This is a genomic window from Geothrix fuzhouensis, assembly GCF_024609325.1.
In the GTDB taxonomy this organism is placed as follows: domain Bacteria; phylum Acidobacteriota; class Holophagae; order Holophagales; family Holophagaceae; genus Geothrix; species Geothrix fuzhouensis.
The window spans coordinates 144,239-162,080 of sequence record NZ_JANHMQ010000001.1; the positions used below are offsets into that span (position 1 = coordinate 144,239).

Sequence of the window (17,842 nt, forward strand, 5' to 3'; positions counted from 1 at the left end):
GGGTCGATGACCCTTCCCAGCCACGCGGGGATGCCGCTGGCGATGGGTGGTTGGATGCCGGAGTCGTCCGGTTTGTGCTTTCTTTTGGGAAGCCTGTTTCCCTATGAAAGCAATATTGAGAATATGACTTCCCCTTGTCAAGCAGCTTTCTTTGGGATAGTTTTGTGATGCCCCCGAACTCCGCCGGGCCCATGGACCGCCTCATGAACCTCCCCGAATCACCCAGCTGCCGCTGCTTCCGCATGGCCATCGACCTGCTGGGCAAGCCCTGGACTGGCCAGATCCTGTGGATCCTCCAGGAGGGGCCCCTGCGCTTCAATGAGCTGGCCACTAGGGTGCAGGGCATTGGCGAGAAGGTCCTCTCGGCCCGCCTGAAGGAGCTGGAGTGCCAGGGCCTGCTGGTGCGGCGCGTCCTGCCCACCACGCCGGTGCGCGTGGAATACGAGCTCACTTGCAAGGGACAGGGCTTCCGCCAGGTGGTGGAGGCTGTCACGCATTGGGGAACCCAGATCGCGGAACCCGAAGCGCAGGATCAGGCGCGGTAGTTCGGCATCACCTGGCCCTTGGCCCACTCGAAGATGAGGCTGGTCTGGATGTGGGCCACCTCGGGCCGAGTGGTGAAGGCATCCAGGGCCAGATCCCGCAGGTGATGCGCATCCCGCACGGCCACATGCACCTGGAAATCGTGGGTGCCCGCCACGTGGAAGACGGAGAGAACCTCCGGCAGCCCCAGGGCGTGCTTCCAGAAGGCCTTCACCTGGGCGCGGCTGTGTTGGCGCAGCTGCACGGCGATGAGGGCCTGGAGGCCCACCCCCAGGGCCTGGGGATCCACCTCTGCATGGGCGCCCCGCAGCACACCCTCGGAACGCAGGCGCTGCACCCGTGCCAGGCAGGAGGACGGGGCCAGACCCACGGCCGCGGCGAGTTCCTTGTTGGACAGCCGTGCATCCTTCTGTAGAAGGCTCAAAAGGTCGCAGTCGATTCGGTCAAGTGGCATAGAAACCATTGTTTCACGAAATAAATTCGAGGGATTGGCGAATCGTCGAAACCTACATTGGTGACAGGAGTGTCTCCATGTCCAAGCCCCTCGCCTCGACCTCATTGGAAACCCAGGCCGTCCATGCTGGCCGCGAGGTGCTGCACGAGCAGGGCATCCACGCCATGCCCATCGATCTCAGCAGCACTTATCCCTTGACTGATCTGGACGAGGGCGGACGCAGCCTGGAGGCCATGGCCATGGGCGGCCTGCCGGTGGGCAGCCCTGTCTATGCACGGCTCTACAACCCCACGGTGGCTCGCTATGAGCAGGCCCTGGCCCAGTTGGAGGGTGCCGAGGAGGCCGTGGCCTTTGGCTCGGGCATGGCGGCCGTGACGGCGTGTCTCATGGCGGCCAAGCAGCGCGGCAGCCACATCGTGGCCGTGCGCCCCGTCTACGGCGGCACCGACCACCTGCTGGCCTCCGGCATGCTGGGGCTGGAAGTGACCTGGGCGGAGGCCGACGGCATCGCCGCCGCGATCCGGCCTGACACGGCCATGGTCATCGTGGAAACCCCCGCCAATCCGACCCTGGCCCTGCTGGACCTGGACGACGTGGTGCGCCAGGCCGGCCAGGTGCCCGTGCTGGTGGACAACACGTTCGCCACGCCCATCCTGCAGAATCCCATCAAGCACGGGGTGACCCTGGTCCTCCATAGCGCCACGAAGTTCCTGGGCGGCCACGGCGACGTGCTGGCGGGCCTGGTGGCCACCAACAACGACTGGGCCACGGAGCTGCGCAAGGTCCGCGTCATCACCGGCAACGTGCTGCATCCGCTGGCGGCCTACCTGCTGCATCGCGGTCTGCCCACACTGCCCCTGCGGGTACGGGCCCAGCAGGAGGGCGCCAAGATCATCGCCGAGCGCCTGGCCAAGCATCCTGCCGTGTCCGCCGTCCACTTCCCGGGCCTGGCTGGCCAGGATCCCATGGGTCTCCTGGGCCGCCAGATGAAGGGCCCCGGCTCGCTCATGGCCTTCGAGCTGAAGGGTGGTTTCGAGGCCGCCTCCGTGGTGATGGCTGAAGTAAAGCTCATGACGCCTGCAGTGTCGTTGGGCAGCGTGGACACCTTGATCCAGCATCCGGCGGCCCTCACCCATCGGGTGGTGAACGCCGAGGCCCGCGAGCACAGCGGTGTCTCCCAGTCGCTCATGCGGCTCTCCGTGGGCCTGGAAGGCCCCGAGGACCTGTGGGCCGATCTGGAGCAGGCGCTGGCGAAGGCCATGGCACGACAGACCGTGGGCTCGGCTCGCTGACCGTCCCGACCGGGTCACCGGGAGCCTGAGTTGACCCGAGTCGTATGCTGGGGTGTCCTCACCTCGGAGCGATCCATGGCTTCGTCCGGCGCCCTGATCCATCTGCACTGCGGCGACGCTTCTGCAGAGGTGCACCGGCGGTCCGGTCTGCCTGGTTCCGTGCGCATCTGGCGGGACTCCCCAGCGGTGGGCCCCTGGACGGCGGACGCTGCTCGGCTGCCGGGCCTGAGGGCCGCCTGGTGGGGCTTGCCCGAGGAGGAGGCGCCGGCGCGGCTCACCCTGGAAGATCTGGGCGGCACTGCGGAACCGGTCCTGTGGTTCGGCCCCGATCCCTGGGAACAGGCCTGCCTGCTGTGGGTGCTTGCTGAGCTGCCCGAAGGGGCCCTGTCGGACTTGGTCCCCCTCGACCGCAGCGTGGCGCAAACCCCGCCTGCCGCCTTGCCGGGCCTCTTCGCCGGGCGGGTCCTGTTGGGGGAAGAGATTCTGGCCCAGGGCCGAAGCCTCTGGAGCGGCTTTCTGGAAGGGGGGTGGCGGGCCCTGGCCGGCTGCGGCATCCCCGCCCTGCCATGGATGGCCCGAGCTCTGGCGCGGCTGGCCGAGGACCATCCCGTCGACGGCCCCGGCCGCACCCAGATCCAGATCCGAGGGTTGATGGAGCGAGGGGCGCTGGACCTGCCGGCCCTCATGGCGGGCCTCCGGAAACTGGAGGACCCTCATCACGGTGCGTGGTACGGCGATCGCTTCGTGGTGAAGGTGGTCGAGTCCATGGAGGCGCGGCTAGGCTGAAGCAGCCGCCATGACCCTTGCGCCCCTCCCCCTTTCCTCGAAGATCACGGTCCTCCGGGGCCTGGGACCGGCGCGGGCGGCGGCGCTGCAGGAGGCGGGGCTCGACAGCCTGAGGGATCTGCTGTGGAGCCTGCCCTACCGCTACGTGGACCGGGGCAGCCTGAGGCCCCTGGGCAGTCTCGAGCTGCGGGGCCTTGAGGCGGCAGACCCCGGCATCGTGACAGTCCTGGGTACCTTGCGGGACCTGCGCCAGAGCACCACCCACGTGCAGCGCATGGCCCTCACGGAAGCCTTGCTGGAGGACGGCACCGGAACCTTGCGCCTGATCTGGTTCAACCAGCCCTACCTGGCCCGCGCGATGAAGGTGGGGGACCGTCTGCTGGTGTTCGGCACCCTCTCGGTGGGTCGGCACGGGCTGGAGATGCGGGGCCCGCAGTTTGAGCTGATGGGCCGCGGCGAGGATCTCGGCTGGGTCCGACGGTTTCTCCCGCTGTACCGGAAACTGGGCCCGCTCACGGGCCGGGTCCGGCAGAAGCTGGTGCAGGAGGCCCTGGTCCGGGCCCACGCGGCGGAGGAATGGCTGCCCCTGGACCTTGCGAAGGATCTGCCGGATGGCATGACCGCCTTTCGGCTGCTGCACGACCCCCCGGACGACAGTGATCCGGTGCTGCTGGACAAGGGCCTCTCGCCGGCCCACCAGCGCCTGGCGGCAGAAGAGCTCTTTGCGTTCTCCCTGGGCGTGGCCCTGCGGCGGGCGGGGCGCCTCAAACGCAGGGGCCTCGTGGTGCCCACCTCACCCGCATTGCGTGAACGCTTGAGATCGTTTCTGCCCTTCCGGCTGACCACTGCCCAGCGCCGGGCCTTCAAGGAGATCGTGGACGACCTGACCTCGGGCCGCGTCATGAACCGCCTGCTCCAGGGCGATGTGGGCAGCGGCAAGACGCTGGTGGCGCTGTTGTCCATGGCCATGGTCGCGGAAACGGGTGGCCAGGGGGCCCTGCTGGTACCCACGGAGGTGCTGGCCCGCCAGCACGCCGCCAGCTTCCGCCGCTACCTGGGGGAGCACGCCGAGGGCATGCAGCTGCTGCTGGGCGGAATGAAGGCCGCGGAGAAGCGGGCGGCCCTGGTCCGCATCGCCAGCGGCGAAGCCCGCTACGTGGTGGGCACCCATGCCCTGTTTCAGGAAGCCGTTGCTTTTCATCAGTTGCAGCTCGTCGTGGTGGACGAGCAGCATCGCTTCGGCGTGAAGCAGCGTGAGGCGTTGAAGGAAAAGGGTGGCGATCCCCACTGGCTGGTCATGAGCGCCACGCCCATCCCGCGCTCGCTGGCCCTGGCGGTCTTCGGCGACCTGGACCAGAGCGTGCTGGACGAGCTGCCCCCGGGCCGCCAGCCCATCACCACGAAGCTGCACAAGCCGGAGTTCGCCGAACGGGCCTGGGAGCAGGTCCGCCGCGAGCTGGCCGAGGGCCGCCAAGCCTTCGTGGTGAGCCCCAGCATCGATCCCTCGGATGAAGGCAAGGTTCAGCTCCGCGACATCCAGGCCATGGAGGCCCTGCTGCGCAGCATCTTCCCAGACGAGGGCATCGAGGTGGTCCATGGCCGCCTGAAGACCGACGAGATGGCCTCCCGCATGGGCCGCTTCGTGTCTGGCGAGGCGAAGATCCTTCTGGCCACCACGGTCATCGAGGTGGGCGTGGACGTGCCTAACGCGACGGTGATGGTGGTGGACCACGCCGAGCGCTTCGGCCTCAGTCAGCTGCACCAGCTGCGCGGTCGCGTGGGCCGTGGCGCCCACCGCAGCCACTTCCTCATGATCAGCGGATCGGAGACGGAGCGTTTGCAGACGCTGGTCGAAACCCAGGACGGCTTCCGCATCGCCCAGCGCGACCTGGAGCTGCGGGGGCCCGGCGAGTTCTTCGGCGTGCGCCAGGCCGGCCTCCCCCAGTTCCAGGTGGCGGATCTGGTCCGGGATCGGCTTCTCCTGGCCCGGTGCCGTGATACGGCAGAGCGAACCCTGGCCCATGGCCTCAGCGAAGCTCAAGCCGCCTGGCTGAAACGGGAACAGGTGCGGCTCAGGCTGGCCGAGGTCAGCTGACCGACCGGTTCCAGAGAAACTGCGTCTCCGTGGTGGATTCCGCGTTTTCAGCGGAGCACGGGGGTTGTTGACATTGAGTTTGTAAATGACCACCGTATCGAAATTCAATCATTGTTTTTTCAATGGAGCGGTTCGTCAATACAACCCCCGCTGCCGGCAAGCCGACGGCCCTTGAAGGAGATGAACGATGAAATGCCTTCCAACCAGGCTCTTCCTCGCACTCGTACTGGCCGGGGGTGCCTCCCTTGCCGCGGACGCCCCGCGTCCCTACCTGATCCTGACCAAGGGGCAGGGCACCGGCAGCGTGAGCCTGGACGATCTGATGGCCTCGGCGGGTGGCACCATCACGGGCCGACTTCCTGAAATCGGTGTCGTGCTGGCCTCTTCCGACAACCCTGCCTTCCTAACCCTCGTCACCGCCGATCCCCGCGTGCAACAAGCCGCCGAGGACCTTGAGGTGCCGTGGTTACCCGACGAACACGCCACCGCGGCCCAGGAAGCCGAACCTCAGGTTTCCGGCGTGAACAGCGAGCCCTACTACGCCACCTACCAATGGAACCTCCGTCAGATCCACGCGGACCAGACTGCAGCGAACGGCGATCAGGGCTGGGATGTGAAGCGGGCACGGGTGGCGGTCCTCGATTCGGGGATCTGGAGCGGCCATCCCGATATCGGGCCCAACGTCAACCTGGCGCTGAGCCGGTCGTTCGTTCCCACCGAGCCCGGCATTGACCCGTCCGTGTACGGGTTCAACCACGGCACCCATGTGGCCGGCATCATCGCCGCCCCGATCAACAATCGCGGCATCCAGGGCGTGGCCCCTCTCGCCGAGATCGTGGCCGTCAAGGTCCTCCGCAGCACCAACGGCAGCGGATCGTTCTCGTGGATCATCTCGGGCATCTTGTACGCAGCCGGTCCAGACGTGCGGGCGGATGTCATCAACATGAGCCTGGGCGCCACCTTCGACCGCATCAATGCCGGCGGTGGCGGATCCGGACCCCTGGTTGCCGCCCTCAACCGGGCGATTACCTACGCCACGGCGGCCGGCACCCTGTGCATCAGTGCGGCCGGGAACGAGGGCGTCAATCTTGACAGTCGACTCTGGGCGATCCCCGCCCAGTCAGGCAACGGGATGGCCGTGTCCGCCACCGGCCCGTACGCGCTGGCCGACTTCGACCGGGCCGCCTCGTACACCAACTACGGCGTTTCGGTGGTGAATGTGGCCGCTCCCGGCGGCGACACTGCCTCCGCTGCGGGAATCCCGTACGACATGGTCATCAGCCCGGCAGGCCGAAACAGCGGCGGTGCTTGGCAGTACTACTTCGCCGCCGGCACTTCCATGGCGGCGCCCCATGTTTCCGGAGTGGCGGCGCTGATCGTGGGCAAGTACGGCAGGATGGCGCCCGCGGAGCTGAAGCGGAGGATCCAGCAAAGCGCTGATGACATCCTCAAGCCCGGGGTCGATCCCTATTCGGGCAAGGGCCGTGTGAACGCCCTGGAAGCGCTCCGCTGACCTAGGTAGGCAGCGGAGCATCAGCGAGCGGCTCCACCCTTGCCAGGGGGTGGGGCCGCAGGCGTTGCGGGTGTTACCGTGAATCCGGAGGCGTCCCGTGATCCTCGATGCAACTATCCGCGCCGTGCTTGGGGCCGAAGGTTCCGCAACGTTCCTGACGAACGGAGCCGATGGGCCGCACCTCGTCGCGACGTGGCAGAGCTACCTCGAGGTGGTAGACGATGAAACTCTTGCCTTCCCCGCCGGGGGCTACCGGGTGACGGAGGCGAATCTCGCCCGGGATCCCTCGGTCCAGATGATCATCGCCGACAAGCGCAGTCCCGCGGGCCCTGCCATCGGCTTCAGACTGACCGGGGCGGCCGAAGTGCAGTCGGGAAACGCGCTCCACGAGCGGCTGAAGGTGAAATACTCCTGGTGCCGGGGCGTGGTCGTGATGCACGTGAAGCACCTCGAACGGATTCTCGGCTAGGGCTCCTACCCCTTCTTCAGGCGCTCGGCGATCCGCTCCCGCAGCATGTCCGGCACCAGGTCCGCCAGGTTGCCGCCCATGCTGCCGATCTCGCGCACAAAGCGGCTGCTCACGGCGCTGTACTTCTCCTTGGGCATGAGGAAGACGGTCTCCAGTTCCGGGGCCAGCTTGCGGTTCATGAGGGCCATCTGGAATTCGTACTCGAAATCGCTGAACGCCCGCACCCCGCGAATGATGAACTGGGCGTTCTGGGCCTTGGCAAAGTCCACCAGGAGGCCGTGGAAGGTGGTCACCTCGACCTGGGGCAGCGAGGCCGTCAGTTCCTCGAGCATGGCGGCGCGCTCATCCACGGTGAAGGCGGGGGACTTGGTGGGGTTGTGGAGCACGGCCACCACCAGCCGGTCCACGAGCTTCGCGGCCCGCTGGATGAGGTCCCAGTGGCCAAGGGTCACGGGATCGAAAGAGCCTGGATAAATGGCCGACCGCACGGGCGCTCCGGAAGGATGGGAAATCAGCCTAGCGCAATGGGGCCGGTACGGGGCGGCACAGTGCGCGATCCGGGTTGGTTGGAGGTACAGTGGAGGCATGAACGAGCATCTGAGCGTCGGCCTTCTCTTCGGCGGGGAGTCCCCCGAGCACGAAGTCTCCATCGTCACGGCCCGGGCCATTGCCGAGCACCTCGATCCCATCCGGTTCCTGGTCCGGCCCATGGGCATCGCCCGGAATGGCGTATGGGTGGTGACGGGCGACCCCTTCGCCCGGCTGGCGGCGGGTGAACTGCCGGAGCGCAGCGACCATCCCTTCCTGCCCCTGGAGAAGGGGGCCGAGGCTACGCCGCTGCCGGACCTGTTCTTCAACGCCCTGCATGGGGCCGGCGGCGAGGACGGTCAGATCCAGGGCTACCTGGAGCTGTTGCACCGGCCCTACACGGGAGCTGGCCTGCTGGCCATGGCCGCCGGCATGGACAAGTGGATCACCAAGCGCCTTTGGGAGTCCGAAGGCCTGCCCGTGGTGCCCTACGTGGGACTCACCGAGGAACGCTGGCGGCGCGAGCAGGCTGTCTGCCTTTCGGAGTGCGCCAAGCTGGGCCTGCCTCTCTTCGTGAAGCCAGCCAACCTGGGAAGCAGCATCGGCGTGGAGAAGGTCAAGCGGGCCGAGGATCTGGCCGCGGCTCTGGACCGGGCCTTCACCTTCGACCGGCGCGTCTTGGTGGAGCAGGGACTGGATATCCGCGAGATCGAGGTGGCGGTACTGGGGGGCGACGAGCCCCTGGTCTCGAAGCCGGGCGAGGTGATCGTGGCCGACGAGTTCTACACCTTTGAAGACAAGTATCTGCATGGCAAGAGCCGGACCGAAATCCCGGCCAACATCCCCGAGGAACTAGCCGATCTGGTGCGGAAACTGGCCGCCAAGGCCTTCGCGGCCTCGGACGGCTACGGCATGGCCCGGGTGGACTTCTTCCTGGAGCGACTCTCGGGTCGGGTGTTCTTGAACGAGCTGAACTTCATCCCCGGCTTCACCAGCATCTCCATGTATCCCAAGATGATGGCCGCCAGCGGAGTGCCCTACGCCGAACTCCTGACCCGGCTCATCGACCTGGCCCTGGCCCGCCACGCCCAGACTACCGTGAAGCAGAAGGGCTTCCAGTCCGGGAGCGACTGGTTCCGCAGCGCCCAGGGGTAGGGCTGCTCTCCAATCCAGCGAGTGCCGGGATTTCGTGGACGGCTGATAGCTGACAGCCGAGCGCCCATTTCCACGTAGACTATCTTCATGCACGCCCGAACCTGGCTCTCGGTCCTCTCCTTCCCCCTCGTGGCCGCCTTCACCCTGCCGGTGCTCCAGCAGGGCGAGCAGCCCCGGGCGCAACCCAAACCGGGCGTCAAAGCCCCGCCTCAGGATCCCCTGGCGGGCCTCTCGGACATCCAGGATGTGCTGGCCCTGGTGCAGCAGAACTACGTGGACCCCCCCAACATGGAGAAGGTGGTGTCCGGTGGCATCCAGGCGGTGCTGGAGCGCTCACACCCCATGAATTCCTATCTGTCGGCCGAGGACCTCCGGTTGCCGGATCCTGGACCGGCCGAGGCGGGCCTGGTGGTCATGAAGCGGGGCATCTATGCCACGGTACTGGCGGTGACATCCGGCGGACCCGCGGCCAAGGCGGGCATCCAGCCCGGAGACGTGATCCGCAAGGTGGACGGGGATTCGGTGGGCCTGCTCAGTGCCTGGGCGCTGGAGCGCCGCATGTTCGGCCCGGACGGATCGACCCTCGACCTCTACCGCTACAACGCCACGGGTGATCTCACGAAGACGACCCTGCAGCGACAGCGCCTGCCCAAGGCCGCCGTGACTCTCAAGCAGGGGACTGGTGCAGTGATGATCTCCTTACCGGACCTGAACCCAGGGCGGGCTGCGGAACTGAAGAAGCTGCTGGCACCGGTCGAGCATGGCCAAACGCTGGTGCTGGATTTGCGCCAGTGTCGGAATGGATCCGCAGAGGAGGCCACCGCTGTGGCGGGCGTGCTGGGCGTCAAGGGGACCTTTGGCACCCTTCAGGAGGCTGGCAAACCCGACCGGGCAGTGGCCGTGGTCGGCACAGGAACGCCCTTCGCCCATCTGGCGCTCCTGGTGGGCCGCTCGACCCTGGGCCTTCCCGAAGTTCTGGCTTCCTGCCTGAAGAAGGGCGGCGCCAAGACCTTTGGCGAAAAAACGCCCGGTCTGGGTGTGGAGCGGAGCCGCTTCCTCCTGAAGCAGGGTGGGGCCGTGGAGTTGGTGTCCCGCCGTTGGGTGGGCCTCGGTGGCGAGAAGCTGGACCGCCAGGGCGTGGCGCCGGACCAGGTCCTGAAGCTCACAGACTCGGACGATGCCCTGGCCAAGGTGATGGCGGCCCTGCAGGCGCCTGCACCTGCCGCACCCGCGCCCGCGAAGGCTTCCTAGCTTGGCGCGAGGCAAGGGGAAGCGCACGTCCACCCTGGCCCTGTTGGGCTGGGCCACCTTCACGCTGCTGTTGGGCCTGGGCGCGGGCGTGATGCTCGGCCAGCAGGGCTGCGGCCGGCGCGAGGCGCCGGCGAAACATGAGGCCCCCAAACCTGAACCCAAAAAACCGGAGAAGAAAGCCGCCGAGCCGAAGGCCAGGGCCACCTCCGAGGCTGCCAAGCCTCAGAGCCCTGAGTCGGAACGCACGCTGCCCCGCCTCGCCCTAGTGATCGACGACCTCGGCTACGTGCAACCGGAGCTGGTGACGCGGCTGTGCAGCCTGCCTGTGCCCTTCAGCGTGGCGGTGCTGCCTTACCAGGAGTTCACGCGAGACAGCGCGGACATCGCGTACCGCCTAGGCAAGGAGGTCATGCTGCACCTGCCCATGGAGCCCATCGGCTACCCGGGGCCGGGCCGCGATCCGGGTCCCAATGCCATCCTCTACAACCTGCCGGAACCTGAGGTCCGCCGCCGCGTGCGGATGGCCCTGGATGGCATCCCCCACCGCGCGGGCGTGAACAACCATATGGGCAGCCGTATCACGCCCGACCGCACGCGCATGGGTTGGGTGCTCCAGGAACTCAAATCCCGGAAGCTCTTCTTCGTGGACAGCCGCACGGAGAAGGACAGCGTGGCCTTCGATGTGGCCGAGCAGCTGGGCATTCCGGCCGTCCAACGGAAAGTATTCCTGGACGACGACAAGACCTTCCCCGAGATGGAGAAGCAGTGGGACCGGGCCATCAAGCTCGCGGAAAAGGATGGTTCGGTGCTCATGATCGGCCACATCTACCCCGAGACCGTCGAGGCCCTGGAGAAGCTGGTGCCCCGTAGCAAAGGCCAGGTGCGCTTCGTGAAGGCGAGCGACTTGGCCAAGTGATAGGCTGGTTCCTGGCGATGGCGTCCGCCCCATAACCGCCCCATCGGCTGATGACGCCTGTGACTCCTGGAGGACACAGGCATGGCTTTCTATTCCTTTCTGGCGGTGGGTGTTGGTGCGGCTCTGGGCGCGTGGCTGCGCTGGGGCCTGGGCGCCCTCCTGAATCCATTTGTTCCCTCACTGCCCCTTGGGACGCTGGCGGCGAACCTGCTGGGGGGCTACCTTGTGGGCGTGGCTGTAGCCGTGTTCACCCAGCATCCGGGTTTGGCGCCTGAAGCGAGGCTCCTCATCATCACTGGGTTCCTGGGGGGGCTCACCACCTTTTCGACGTTCTCCGCCGAGGCGGTGCATCTCCTGACCCGGGGCGAGTACGCCTGGGCCGCCGGCCACATGGCGCTCCACCTCGCGGGCTCCCTTGCCATGACCCTGCTGGGGCTGTTGACGGTGAAGGCATTCATGAAGGCCTGAGGAGGAACCATGAAGGGCACCTACCTGACCTTCTTCGTCCAGGAAGACCGGACTCACCACGGGATCCTGGTCTATGAATGGCTCCTGAAGGAAGCGCGGCGGCTCGGCCTCAAAGGCGGCACGGCCTTCAAGGCCATCGCGGGCTTCGGCCGCCACGGGTTGATTCATGCGGACCACTTCATCGAGCTGGCCGGGGACCTGCCCGTCGAGGTGACCTTCATGGCCACGGAGGAGGAGGCGGAGCGCCTGATCACCTTCATCGAGGCGGAAGGCCTGTCCATGTTCTACATCAGCGTGCCGGCCGAATGCGGCTTCATCAACCAGCAGGTGCGCTCTTAGCTCCTAGTGCCCGCAGCCGCAGCCGCCCGTGAAGGCCGCGCTCCGCGCGGCGCGCACCATGCCAAGGCCCTCTTTCCCGATGAGCAGCGCCAAACCCAGTGCGGCTGCGGCATCCACCCACCAGAGGGCGGGGACGAGCAGGAACAGCAGGCTGCCGAGGAAGAGCACCACGGAAAGCTGGATGCAGGCCAGGCTGCAGGCGGCGTCCGCCTCCACCGTGGCACTGTCCAGGGCTTTGGCCGTCTTCAGCTTGGCGCGCCAGAGGAAGGCCATGAACGACAGGGACAGGATCGAGATGATGAGGCCCGGCACCGTGGTGGGCGGATGGGTGCGGGCCGTGAGCTGCAGGATAGCCCCGCCCGCGATGCCCAGGGCCAGGAAGAGGAACAGCCAGCCGATGCCGCGCGTGGCCTTACGCTCGCGCTCGAGATTGCCGTGATCCAGCAGCTTCCACAGCACCAGCAGGGCCGAGGCCACCTCGATGAAACTGTCCGCGCCGAAGCCGAAGAGGGCCACGGAATCGTCCGCCCAACCGAACGCCATGGACACCAGGCCTTCCACCAGGTTGTAGGCGATGGTCAGCCCGGCGAGCCAGAGGGCCCGGCGCCGCCAGTCCACCGGCTTCGTCGTCACGGATGCGGCTCGCGGACCTTCCTGGCCTTCACAAGCACCAGGGTTGAACCCGCAGGGTGGCACTCCATGTGCACTTCATCCATCACCTGACGCATGAAGAACACCCCGCGACCACCGGGCTTCAGCAGGTTTTCCGGCAGGTTGGGATCGGGCAGGGCCTCCAGGTCCACGCCGGGCCCCCGGTCTTCGATGCGGATCTCGAAACGATCAGTCTTGGGCGTGAAGGTGACCTTCACAGGCTTGTCCCGGTCCAGCTTGTTGCCATGGCGCATGGCGTTGGCGATGCCCTCCTGGATCGCCAGCCACAGGCGCTCGCCATCCTCCTGGGTGAAGCTCAGATGCTTCAGGAACTCCGCACCCACCACCTGGATCAGGTCGATGAAGCGCAGGTCCGTGTTGCAAGTGAGGACGACGGGCAGTAGGGCGGGGTGGGCCATAAGACGGAAATTCCCTTTCAGAGATCCGGAGTACCAAGGTCAAGGTACTTGGATTCTGCCCTCGGGGGCTAGAGGTTTTGCCAGAGCGCACAAGGCATTCGAACCGGCCAGAGGGCGTGGCGAAGATCACAATTAAGAATTAATGGTCCTAAATGTGGAGAATTTGTGGAACACTGCTTTTCGGCGCCCAGAGCGGGCATGTACGGAGGTTCCAATGAAGGCAAGGTGGTGGCTGGTGTTGCTGGTGCTCCTCGCGGGCTTCGGCGTGCTGGGACTGGGTGGGCGGCAGATCGCCCAGAATGCGCCCCCCATCCCGCAGCGGATTGTGGCAGAGGACGGCACCCAGCTGGTGGGCCCCGGACAGATCCTCGAAGGCCAGGTCAGCTACCTGGGCCACGGCGGCCAGCACATCGGATCTGTTTGGGGCCACGGGGCCTACCTGGCGCCGGACTGGTCCGCCAAGGCCCTGCACCAGTGGGCCGCCCACACGCTCGACGGCGTGAAAGCCCAGGGGGTCTCCGTCGCGGATGCCAAGGCAAGCACTATATCAATATTTCAGAATAATCGGTATGAATTATCCACCAACACCCTGACGCTGAATGCCGCCCAGGCCGCCGCCTATTTGGCGACCCGCGCCGAATTGGCGAAGGTCGCGGTGGAAGGCGACAAGGGTGCGGCCATTCCTGCCCGGTGGATCCCCACCATGCAGGAGGGGGAACGGGTAGCCGATTTCTGGCTGTGGACGGCCTGGGCCGCCGCGGCCCGTCGTCCCGGCGCCGATCACAGCTACACCCAGAACTGGCCCCAGGAGCCCCTGGTGGGCAACACCATCACGCCCATCAGCCACCTCTGGAGCATCCTCTCCATCATTCTGCTGATTCTGGGCGTGGGCCTCATGGTCTGGCATCACGCCACCCAGCCGGCCGAGGAGTTCCCCGATCCCAAGCCCATCCCGCCCGCCCCGGCCACCCCCAGCCAGCGGTGGTCAGCCATCTACTTTGCCGTGGCCATGGCCTTGTTCCTCGTGCAGGTCGGGATGGGTGTCCTGACGGCTCATGACGCGGTGGAGGGCAACGGCCTCTACGGACTGGATCTTTCGCACATCCTGCCCTATGCGGCTTCCCGCACCTGGCACCTGCAGCTGGCCGTCTTCTGGATCGCCACCTGCTGGCTGGCCACGGGTCTCTACCTCGGTCCCAAGCTCAGCGGCAAGGAGCCCAAGGGCCAGTGGCTGGGTGTGGCGGGCCTGCTGGCCGCTCTGGTGGTGGTCGTCGTCGGGGCTCTCGTGGGCGCCCACCAGGCCATCGTGGGCAAGCTGTCAGGTTCTTTCATGCTGGGCACCCAGGGCTACGAGTACGTCGAGCTGGGCCGCCTCTGGCAGATCCTGCTGACAGTGGGCATGGTCATCTGGCTGGTCCTGGTAGTGCGTGCCCTGCTGCCCGCCCTGAAGGGCGAGAAGGGTCGTCTGGGCCTGCTCAAGCTCTTCGTGTTGTCCGCCATCGCCATCCCGCTCTTTTACTCCGCGGGCTTCATGTACACCCGTGAGACCCACCTCGCCATGGCCGAGTACTGGCGCTGGTGGGTGGTCCACCTCTGGGTCGAGGGCTTCTTCGAGGTCTTCGCCACCGTCGCCATCGCGCTGCTTTCCACCCGCATGGGCCTGCTCCGCGAAAGCACTGCCCTGCGCGCCGTGAGTCTCTCCATGGGTCTGTTCCTGGGCAGTGGCGTCATCGGCACCTTCCACCACCTGTACTTCACTGGCTCCCCGGCCTCCATCTCCGCTCTGGGCTCCGTGTTCAGCGCCCTGGAGATCGTGCCGCTCACCATCGTGGGTTTCGAGATCGCCATGAGTCTCAAGGCCGGCCGGGCCCTCGGTAGCGGCTATGAGTGGCCGTTCAAGTACTTCGCGGCAGTCTGCTTCTGGAACCTGCTGGGCGCCGGTGTCTTCGGCATGCTCATCAATCCGCCCTCCGTGCTCTACTTCGGCCAGGGCCTCAACACCACGCCCATCCACAGCCACGCCGCGCTCTTCGGGGTCTACGGCTTCCTGGCGATCTCCCTCATGCTCTTCGCCCTGCGCGGCATGACGCCGGACAAGGCCTGGGACGAGAAGTGGCTGAAGTGGGGCTTCTGGGGCCTGAACCTGGGCCTGGTCCTGATGCTGGCGCTGTCGCTGATCCCCAGCGGCTTCTACCAGGTGGCCCAGAGCCTCGAACACGGCACCTGGTATGCCCGCAGTGCCGCGGTGGTCCAGTCGCCTTTGATGCGCACCTTCACCTGGCTGCGCATGCCCGGCGACACCCTCTTCGGCCTCGGCGCCCTCGCCGTGATCATCTTCACCTTCAAGGCCGTCATCGGCGCCTGGGGCTGGAGGACCGCCGAGGAGACCAAGCCTGCCCGCACGGAGGTGGACGCGGCCCCCGCCTTCGCGGTGGTCGAGGACTGACGCTTCAATGAACCGGGAAAGGCCCCCGCCGCGAGGTGGGGGCCTTTCTCTTGCCCAGGTCGCCGAAGAACGCCCTGTTAACCTGATCCGCCCCTTGGAGGTGCTCTTTGGTTCTCTTTGCTCTTCTGCTGTTCATCGTGGGTGCGCTGGCTTGGCGATGGAAGACCAAGGTTGGGTATCCCCTGTCCGCCCGTCTGATCATCGTCCAGTGGGTGGGGCTCGGGCTGGGTGTGGTTGTTCTCCTCGCATCCATGGCGGTCATCGTGCCCCCGGGTCAGGCGGGGATCCAGGTGCTGTTCGGCAAAGTGAACAGCGAGCCCCTGCCTTCCGGCCTGCACTTCATCAACCCCTTCGCCCAGGTGGTGGAGATGGAAGTCCGCACCCGGAACTACACCATGTCGAATGTCGGTGACGAGGGCCAGCGGAAGGGGGACGACTCCATCTCGGTCATCAGCAATGACGGCCTCACCGTGAAGCTGGACGCCACCATCTTCTACTCGCTGCAGCAGGCCCGCCTGCCGGAGATCTACCGCACCATCGGCCCCGACGTGGAGGAGCGCATCGTCCGCAGCGAGATCCGCGCCAGCCTGCGGGACGCCGCCGCCGCCCTCTCCGCCACCGAACTGTACACGTCCAAGCGCCAGGCCTTCGTGGACCAGGTGTCGAAGACGCTCAAGGCGGCCTTCGAGGCCCGTGGCATCACCCTGGAGCAGATGCTGCTCCGCAATGTCATCCTGCCGGACCAGATCACCAAGTCCATCAACGACAAGATCAGTGCGGACCAGGATGCCCAGAAGATGGCCTTCGTGCTCCAGAAGGAAAAGCAGGAGGCGGAGCGTAAGCGCATCGAAGCCGAAGGCCAGGCCAAGGCCCAGCAGATCGTGAGCCAGAGCCTGACGCCCCAGATCATCGAATATCAGCGCATCCAGGCCCTGCGGGACATCGGCGCCAAGGGCAACCTGATCATCACGCCCATGGGGGGAGCCACGCCCATGATTCAGGTGCCGGCCAGGAAGTAGAGGGCCCATCCACCGGGCACTGCCTGATCCAGGCGCTTTCATCTCTCCGCGAACGGTGCATCCGCATCTTTCGCGGAGATCTTCTTCAGACTGAAACTGGCTGAACAACTGGCCAGGTTGTGGGGTAGAGGAATAAACAGTTCCTCATTAGGCCTCCGCCTATCCCGTCACGATGCCTTGACGACGATAGAGGGTGGCAGTAGATTCCCGTGCCGTTTCATATATGTGAGACACGGTATCAATTACCACGGAGTCTTGAATGATGTCCGGGGCTCCCGGGCACGACGCCATAGGAGGGCGGCATGCGACGGACGATTCTATTTGCGTTGATCTTCAGCCTAGGGCTGGCTCTGGCTCCGCTCGCGGGGCAGGAGGCTCCCCCGGTCATCCATGGAGACATCCTGATCCCGGATACCAGCCTGGAGGCCCGGCAGGACATCGGGATCCGATCCCATACGAACCACCTGGTGCTGCTCCGTCCGGCCGGTGGACTGGGGCCCGGGGGCGGCATGTCCCCGACGCAGCTCCGCGACTTCTACAACCTTCCCGCCACCGGGGGCCACGATGTCATCGCCATCATCGACGCCTACGACTACCCGTCGGCCCTGAGCGACTTCAACACCTTCTCCGCCTCGTTCGGCCTGCCTCAGGAAACATCCACCAACCCCACGGCCTCCTCCAACACGGTCTTCCAGGTCGTCTACCAGGGTGGGAAGAAACCCCGGACCAATGCCGGGTGGGCCCTGGAGGCGGCGCTCGACATCGAGTGGGTCCACGCCATGGCGCCCAACGCGAAGATCATCCTCGTGGAGGCCCAGTCCAACAGCAACGCGAACCTCTACGCCGCGGTGGATCTCGCAGTGTCCCTCGCGGGCGTGAAGCAGGTGTCCATGAGCTGGGGCGGCAGTGAATCCTCGGGGGAGACCGCCTACGACACGCACTTCAACATAAATGGCCCCAGCTTCTTCGCGGCCAGCGGGGACACCGGCGGCAAGACCATCTATCCCTCCACCTCACGGTATGTCGTGGCCGTGGGGGGCACCAGTGTGGCCACGGATGCCAACGGCGCCTTCACCGGCGAGACCGGCTGGAGCTCCGGGGGTGGTGGCAACAGCCCCTATGAGACCAAGCCCAGCTGGCAGACGGCGGTATCCATGACGGGTTCCGGCCGCGGCGTGCCGGACATCTCCTCCGACGCGGATCCGCAAACGGGTGTGGCGGTGTACGACACCACACGCTACCAGGGGCGATCCGGGTGGTGGGTGGTGGGGGGCACCAGCGTCTCCTCACCTTGCATGGCCGGCATGGTGAACCTGGGCGGCGGGACCTTCACCAACACCACCCAGTTGCTCACGGCCATCTATGCCAACTACCTGAATCCCCCAGCCACTCCGGCCTTCCGCGATATCACCTCCGGGAACAACGGCTTCCCGTGCCTGGTGGGCTGGGACTACGTCACGGGCGTCGGCTCGCCCCAGGGAACGGCAGGGTTCTGAAC

The 17,842-nt window shown here is 66.3% G+C and carries 18 protein-coding genes and 1 riboswitch; of the genes, 14 read left to right on the forward strand and 4 right to left on the reverse strand.

Annotated features, from left to right (window positions below; genetic code table 11):
- Nucleotides 1–167 precede the first annotated feature (167 nt).
- A complete protein-coding gene (locus tag NOV74_RS00655; RefSeq protein ID WP_257308395.1) occupies nucleotides 168–545 on the forward strand; it encodes a winged helix-turn-helix transcriptional regulator in 378 nt (125 codons plus the stop codon).
- Here the strand turns inward: NOV74_RS00655 and NOV74_RS00660 are convergent.
- Nucleotides 533–997 carry an Lrp/AsnC family transcriptional regulator gene (locus NOV74_RS00660; RefSeq protein WP_257308397.1) on the reverse strand — a complete coding sequence of 155 codons (465 nt, stop codon included), beginning with the start codon at nucleotides 995–997 and terminating at the stop codon, nucleotides 533–535. The genes NOV74_RS00655 and NOV74_RS00660 overlap by 13 nt on opposite strands.
- A gap of 77 nt (nucleotides 998–1,074) precedes the next feature.
- Between NOV74_RS00660 and NOV74_RS00665 the strand changes: the two genes are divergently transcribed.
- The 5 genes from NOV74_RS00665 to NOV74_RS00685 all read left to right on the forward strand — a co-directional run bounded on the left by NOV74_RS00665 (nucleotide 1,075) and on the right by NOV74_RS00685 (nucleotide 7,152).
- Nucleotides 1,075–2,289, forward strand: coding sequence for a trans-sulfuration enzyme family protein (locus NOV74_RS00665; protein ID WP_257308398.1), 1,215 nt, complete (start codon nucleotides 1,075–1,077; stop codon nucleotides 2,287–2,289).
- Nucleotides 2,290–2,364: 75 nt separating this feature from the next.
- Nucleotides 2,365–3,075 carry a hypothetical protein gene (locus tag NOV74_RS00670; RefSeq protein ID WP_257308399.1) on the forward strand — a complete coding sequence of 237 codons (711 nt, stop codon included), beginning with the start codon at nucleotides 2,365–2,367 and terminating at the stop codon, nucleotides 3,073–3,075.
- Nucleotides 3,076–3,085: 10 nt separating this feature from the next.
- Nucleotides 3,086–5,170, forward strand: a complete 2,085-nt coding sequence (gene recG / locus NOV74_RS00675) for an ATP-dependent DNA helicase RecG (RefSeq protein ID WP_257308401.1) — start codon at nucleotides 3,086–3,088, stop codon at nucleotides 5,168–5,170.
- Between the two features lie 187 nt (nucleotides 5,171–5,357).
- On the forward strand, nucleotides 5,358–6,683 hold the full coding sequence (locus NOV74_RS00680) for a S8 family serine peptidase (protein ID WP_257308403.1): 1,326 nt from the start codon (nucleotides 5,358–5,360) through the stop codon (nucleotides 6,681–6,683).
- 97 nt (nucleotides 6,684–6,780) lie between these two features.
- On the forward strand, nucleotides 6,781–7,152 hold the full coding sequence (locus tag NOV74_RS00685) for a pyridoxamine 5'-phosphate oxidase family protein (protein WP_257308405.1): 372 nt from the start codon (nucleotides 6,781–6,783) through the stop codon (nucleotides 7,150–7,152).
- A 5-nt stretch (nucleotides 7,153–7,157) separates the two neighbouring features.
- Here NOV74_RS00685 and coaD read toward each other — a convergent pair whose 3' ends face one another.
- Nucleotides 7,158–7,640 carry a pantetheine-phosphate adenylyltransferase gene (coaD, locus tag NOV74_RS00690; RefSeq protein WP_257308407.1) on the reverse strand — a complete coding sequence of 161 codons (483 nt, stop codon included), beginning with the start codon at nucleotides 7,638–7,640 and terminating at the stop codon, nucleotides 7,158–7,160.
- Between the two features lie 97 nt (nucleotides 7,641–7,737).
- Here coaD and NOV74_RS00695 point away from each other — a divergent pair, with 97 nt between their 5' ends.
- From NOV74_RS00695 to NOV74_RS00715, 5 genes are all read left to right on the forward strand, one after another.
- Nucleotides 7,738–8,835, forward strand: coding sequence for a D-alanine--D-alanine ligase family protein (locus NOV74_RS00695; RefSeq protein WP_257308409.1), 1,098 nt, complete (start codon nucleotides 7,738–7,740; stop codon nucleotides 8,833–8,835).
- An 87-nt stretch (nucleotides 8,836–8,922) separates the two neighbouring features.
- Nucleotides 8,923–10,086 carry a S41 family peptidase gene (locus tag NOV74_RS00700; RefSeq protein ID WP_257308412.1) on the forward strand — a complete coding sequence of 388 codons (1,164 nt, stop codon included), beginning with the start codon at nucleotides 8,923–8,925 and terminating at the stop codon, nucleotides 10,084–10,086.
- 1 nt (nucleotide 10,087) lies between these two features.
- On the forward strand, nucleotides 10,088–11,002 hold the full coding sequence (locus NOV74_RS00705; RefSeq protein ID WP_257308414.1) for a divergent polysaccharide deacetylase family protein: 915 nt from the start codon (nucleotides 10,088–10,090) through the stop codon (nucleotides 11,000–11,002).
- A 4-nt stretch (nucleotides 11,003–11,006) separates the two neighbouring features.
- Nucleotides 11,007–11,069, forward strand: a riboswitch (Fluoride riboswitch).
- Nucleotides 11,070–11,083: 14 nt separating this feature from the next.
- Entirely contained in the window at nucleotides 11,084–11,470 is a 387-nt protein-coding gene (gene crcB, locus NOV74_RS00710) for a fluoride efflux transporter CrcB (RefSeq protein WP_257308416.1), read from the forward strand.
- A 9-nt stretch (nucleotides 11,471–11,479) separates the two neighbouring features.
- A complete protein-coding gene (locus tag NOV74_RS00715; RefSeq protein WP_257308418.1) occupies nucleotides 11,480–11,809 on the forward strand; it encodes a DUF190 domain-containing protein in 330 nt (109 codons plus the stop codon).
- Between the two features lie 3 nt (nucleotides 11,810–11,812).
- Here the strand turns inward: NOV74_RS00715 and NOV74_RS00720 are convergent, their stop codons facing one another.
- Nucleotides 11,813–12,442: a cation efflux transmembrane domain-containing protein gene (locus NOV74_RS00720; protein ID WP_257308420.1), complete on the reverse strand. Its 630-nt coding sequence runs from the start codon at nucleotides 12,440–12,442 to the stop codon at nucleotides 11,813–11,815.
- Nucleotides 12,439–12,879, reverse strand: a complete 441-nt coding sequence (locus tag NOV74_RS00725) for an ATP-binding protein (protein ID WP_257308422.1) — start codon at nucleotides 12,877–12,879, stop codon at nucleotides 12,439–12,441. The genes NOV74_RS00720 and NOV74_RS00725 overlap by 4 nt, the downstream gene beginning before the upstream one ends.
- A 214-nt stretch (nucleotides 12,880–13,093) precedes the next feature.
- Between NOV74_RS00725 and NOV74_RS00730 the strand changes: the two genes are divergently transcribed.
- The 3 genes from NOV74_RS00730 to NOV74_RS00740 all read left to right on the forward strand — a co-directional run bounded on the left by NOV74_RS00730 (nucleotide 13,094) and on the right by NOV74_RS00740 (nucleotide 17,840).
- Entirely contained in the window at nucleotides 13,094–15,325 is a 2,232-nt protein-coding gene (locus NOV74_RS00730; protein WP_257308423.1) for a nitric-oxide reductase large subunit, read from the forward strand.
- Between the two features lie 107 nt (nucleotides 15,326–15,432).
- Nucleotides 15,433–16,344, forward strand: a complete 912-nt coding sequence (locus NOV74_RS00735) for a prohibitin family protein (RefSeq protein WP_257308425.1) — start codon at nucleotides 15,433–15,435, stop codon at nucleotides 16,342–16,344.
- A gap of 302 nt (nucleotides 16,345–16,646) precedes the next feature.
- Nucleotides 16,647–17,840: a S53 family peptidase gene (locus NOV74_RS00740; protein WP_257308427.1), complete on the forward strand. Its 1,194-nt coding sequence runs from the start codon at nucleotides 16,647–16,649 to the stop codon at nucleotides 17,838–17,840.
- Nucleotides 17,841–17,842: the final 2 nt, after the last annotated feature.

Excerpts from the sequence above, each read along its gene's own strand:
- crcB (WP_257308416.1), top strand. The coding sequence starts at position 11,084 with ATGGCTTTCTATTCCTTTCTGGCGGTGGGTGTTGGTGCGGCTCTGGGC.
- NOV74_RS00715 (WP_257308418.1), top strand. The coding sequence starts at position 11,480 with ATGAAGGGCACCTACCTGACCTTCTTCGTCCAGGAAGACCGGACTCAC.
- NOV74_RS00730 (WP_257308423.1), top strand. The coding sequence starts at position 13,094 with ATGAAGGCAAGGTGGTGGCTGGTGTTGCTGGTGCTCCTCGCGGGCTTC.
- NOV74_RS00655 (WP_257308395.1), top strand. The coding sequence starts at position 168 with ATGCCCCCGAACTCCGCCGGGCCCATGGACCGCCTCATGAACCTCCCC.
- NOV74_RS00660 (WP_257308397.1), bottom strand. The coding sequence starts at position 997 with ATGCCACTTGACCGAATCGACTGCGACCTTTTGAGCCTTCTACAGAAG.
- recG (WP_257308401.1), top strand. The coding sequence starts at position 3,086 with ATGACCCTTGCGCCCCTCCCCCTTTCCTCGAAGATCACGGTCCTCCGG.
- NOV74_RS00740 (WP_257308427.1), top strand. The coding sequence starts at position 16,647 with ATGCGACGGACGATTCTATTTGCGTTGATCTTCAGCCTAGGGCTGGCT.
- NOV74_RS00700 (WP_257308412.1), top strand. The coding sequence starts at position 8,923 with ATGCACGCCCGAACCTGGCTCTCGGTCCTCTCCTTCCCCCTCGTGGCC.
- NOV74_RS00725 (WP_257308422.1), bottom strand. The coding sequence starts at position 12,879 with ATGGCCCACCCCGCCCTACTGCCCGTCGTCCTCACTTGCAACACGGAC.
- NOV74_RS00695 (WP_257308409.1), top strand. The coding sequence starts at position 7,738 with ATGAACGAGCATCTGAGCGTCGGCCTTCTCTTCGGCGGGGAGTCCCCC.
- NOV74_RS00665 (WP_257308398.1), top strand. The coding sequence starts at position 1,075 with ATGTCCAAGCCCCTCGCCTCGACCTCATTGGAAACCCAGGCCGTCCAT.
- NOV74_RS00670 (WP_257308399.1), top strand. The coding sequence starts at position 2,365 with ATGGCTTCGTCCGGCGCCCTGATCCATCTGCACTGCGGCGACGCTTCT.
- NOV74_RS00680 (WP_257308403.1), top strand. The coding sequence starts at position 5,358 with ATGAAATGCCTTCCAACCAGGCTCTTCCTCGCACTCGTACTGGCCGGG.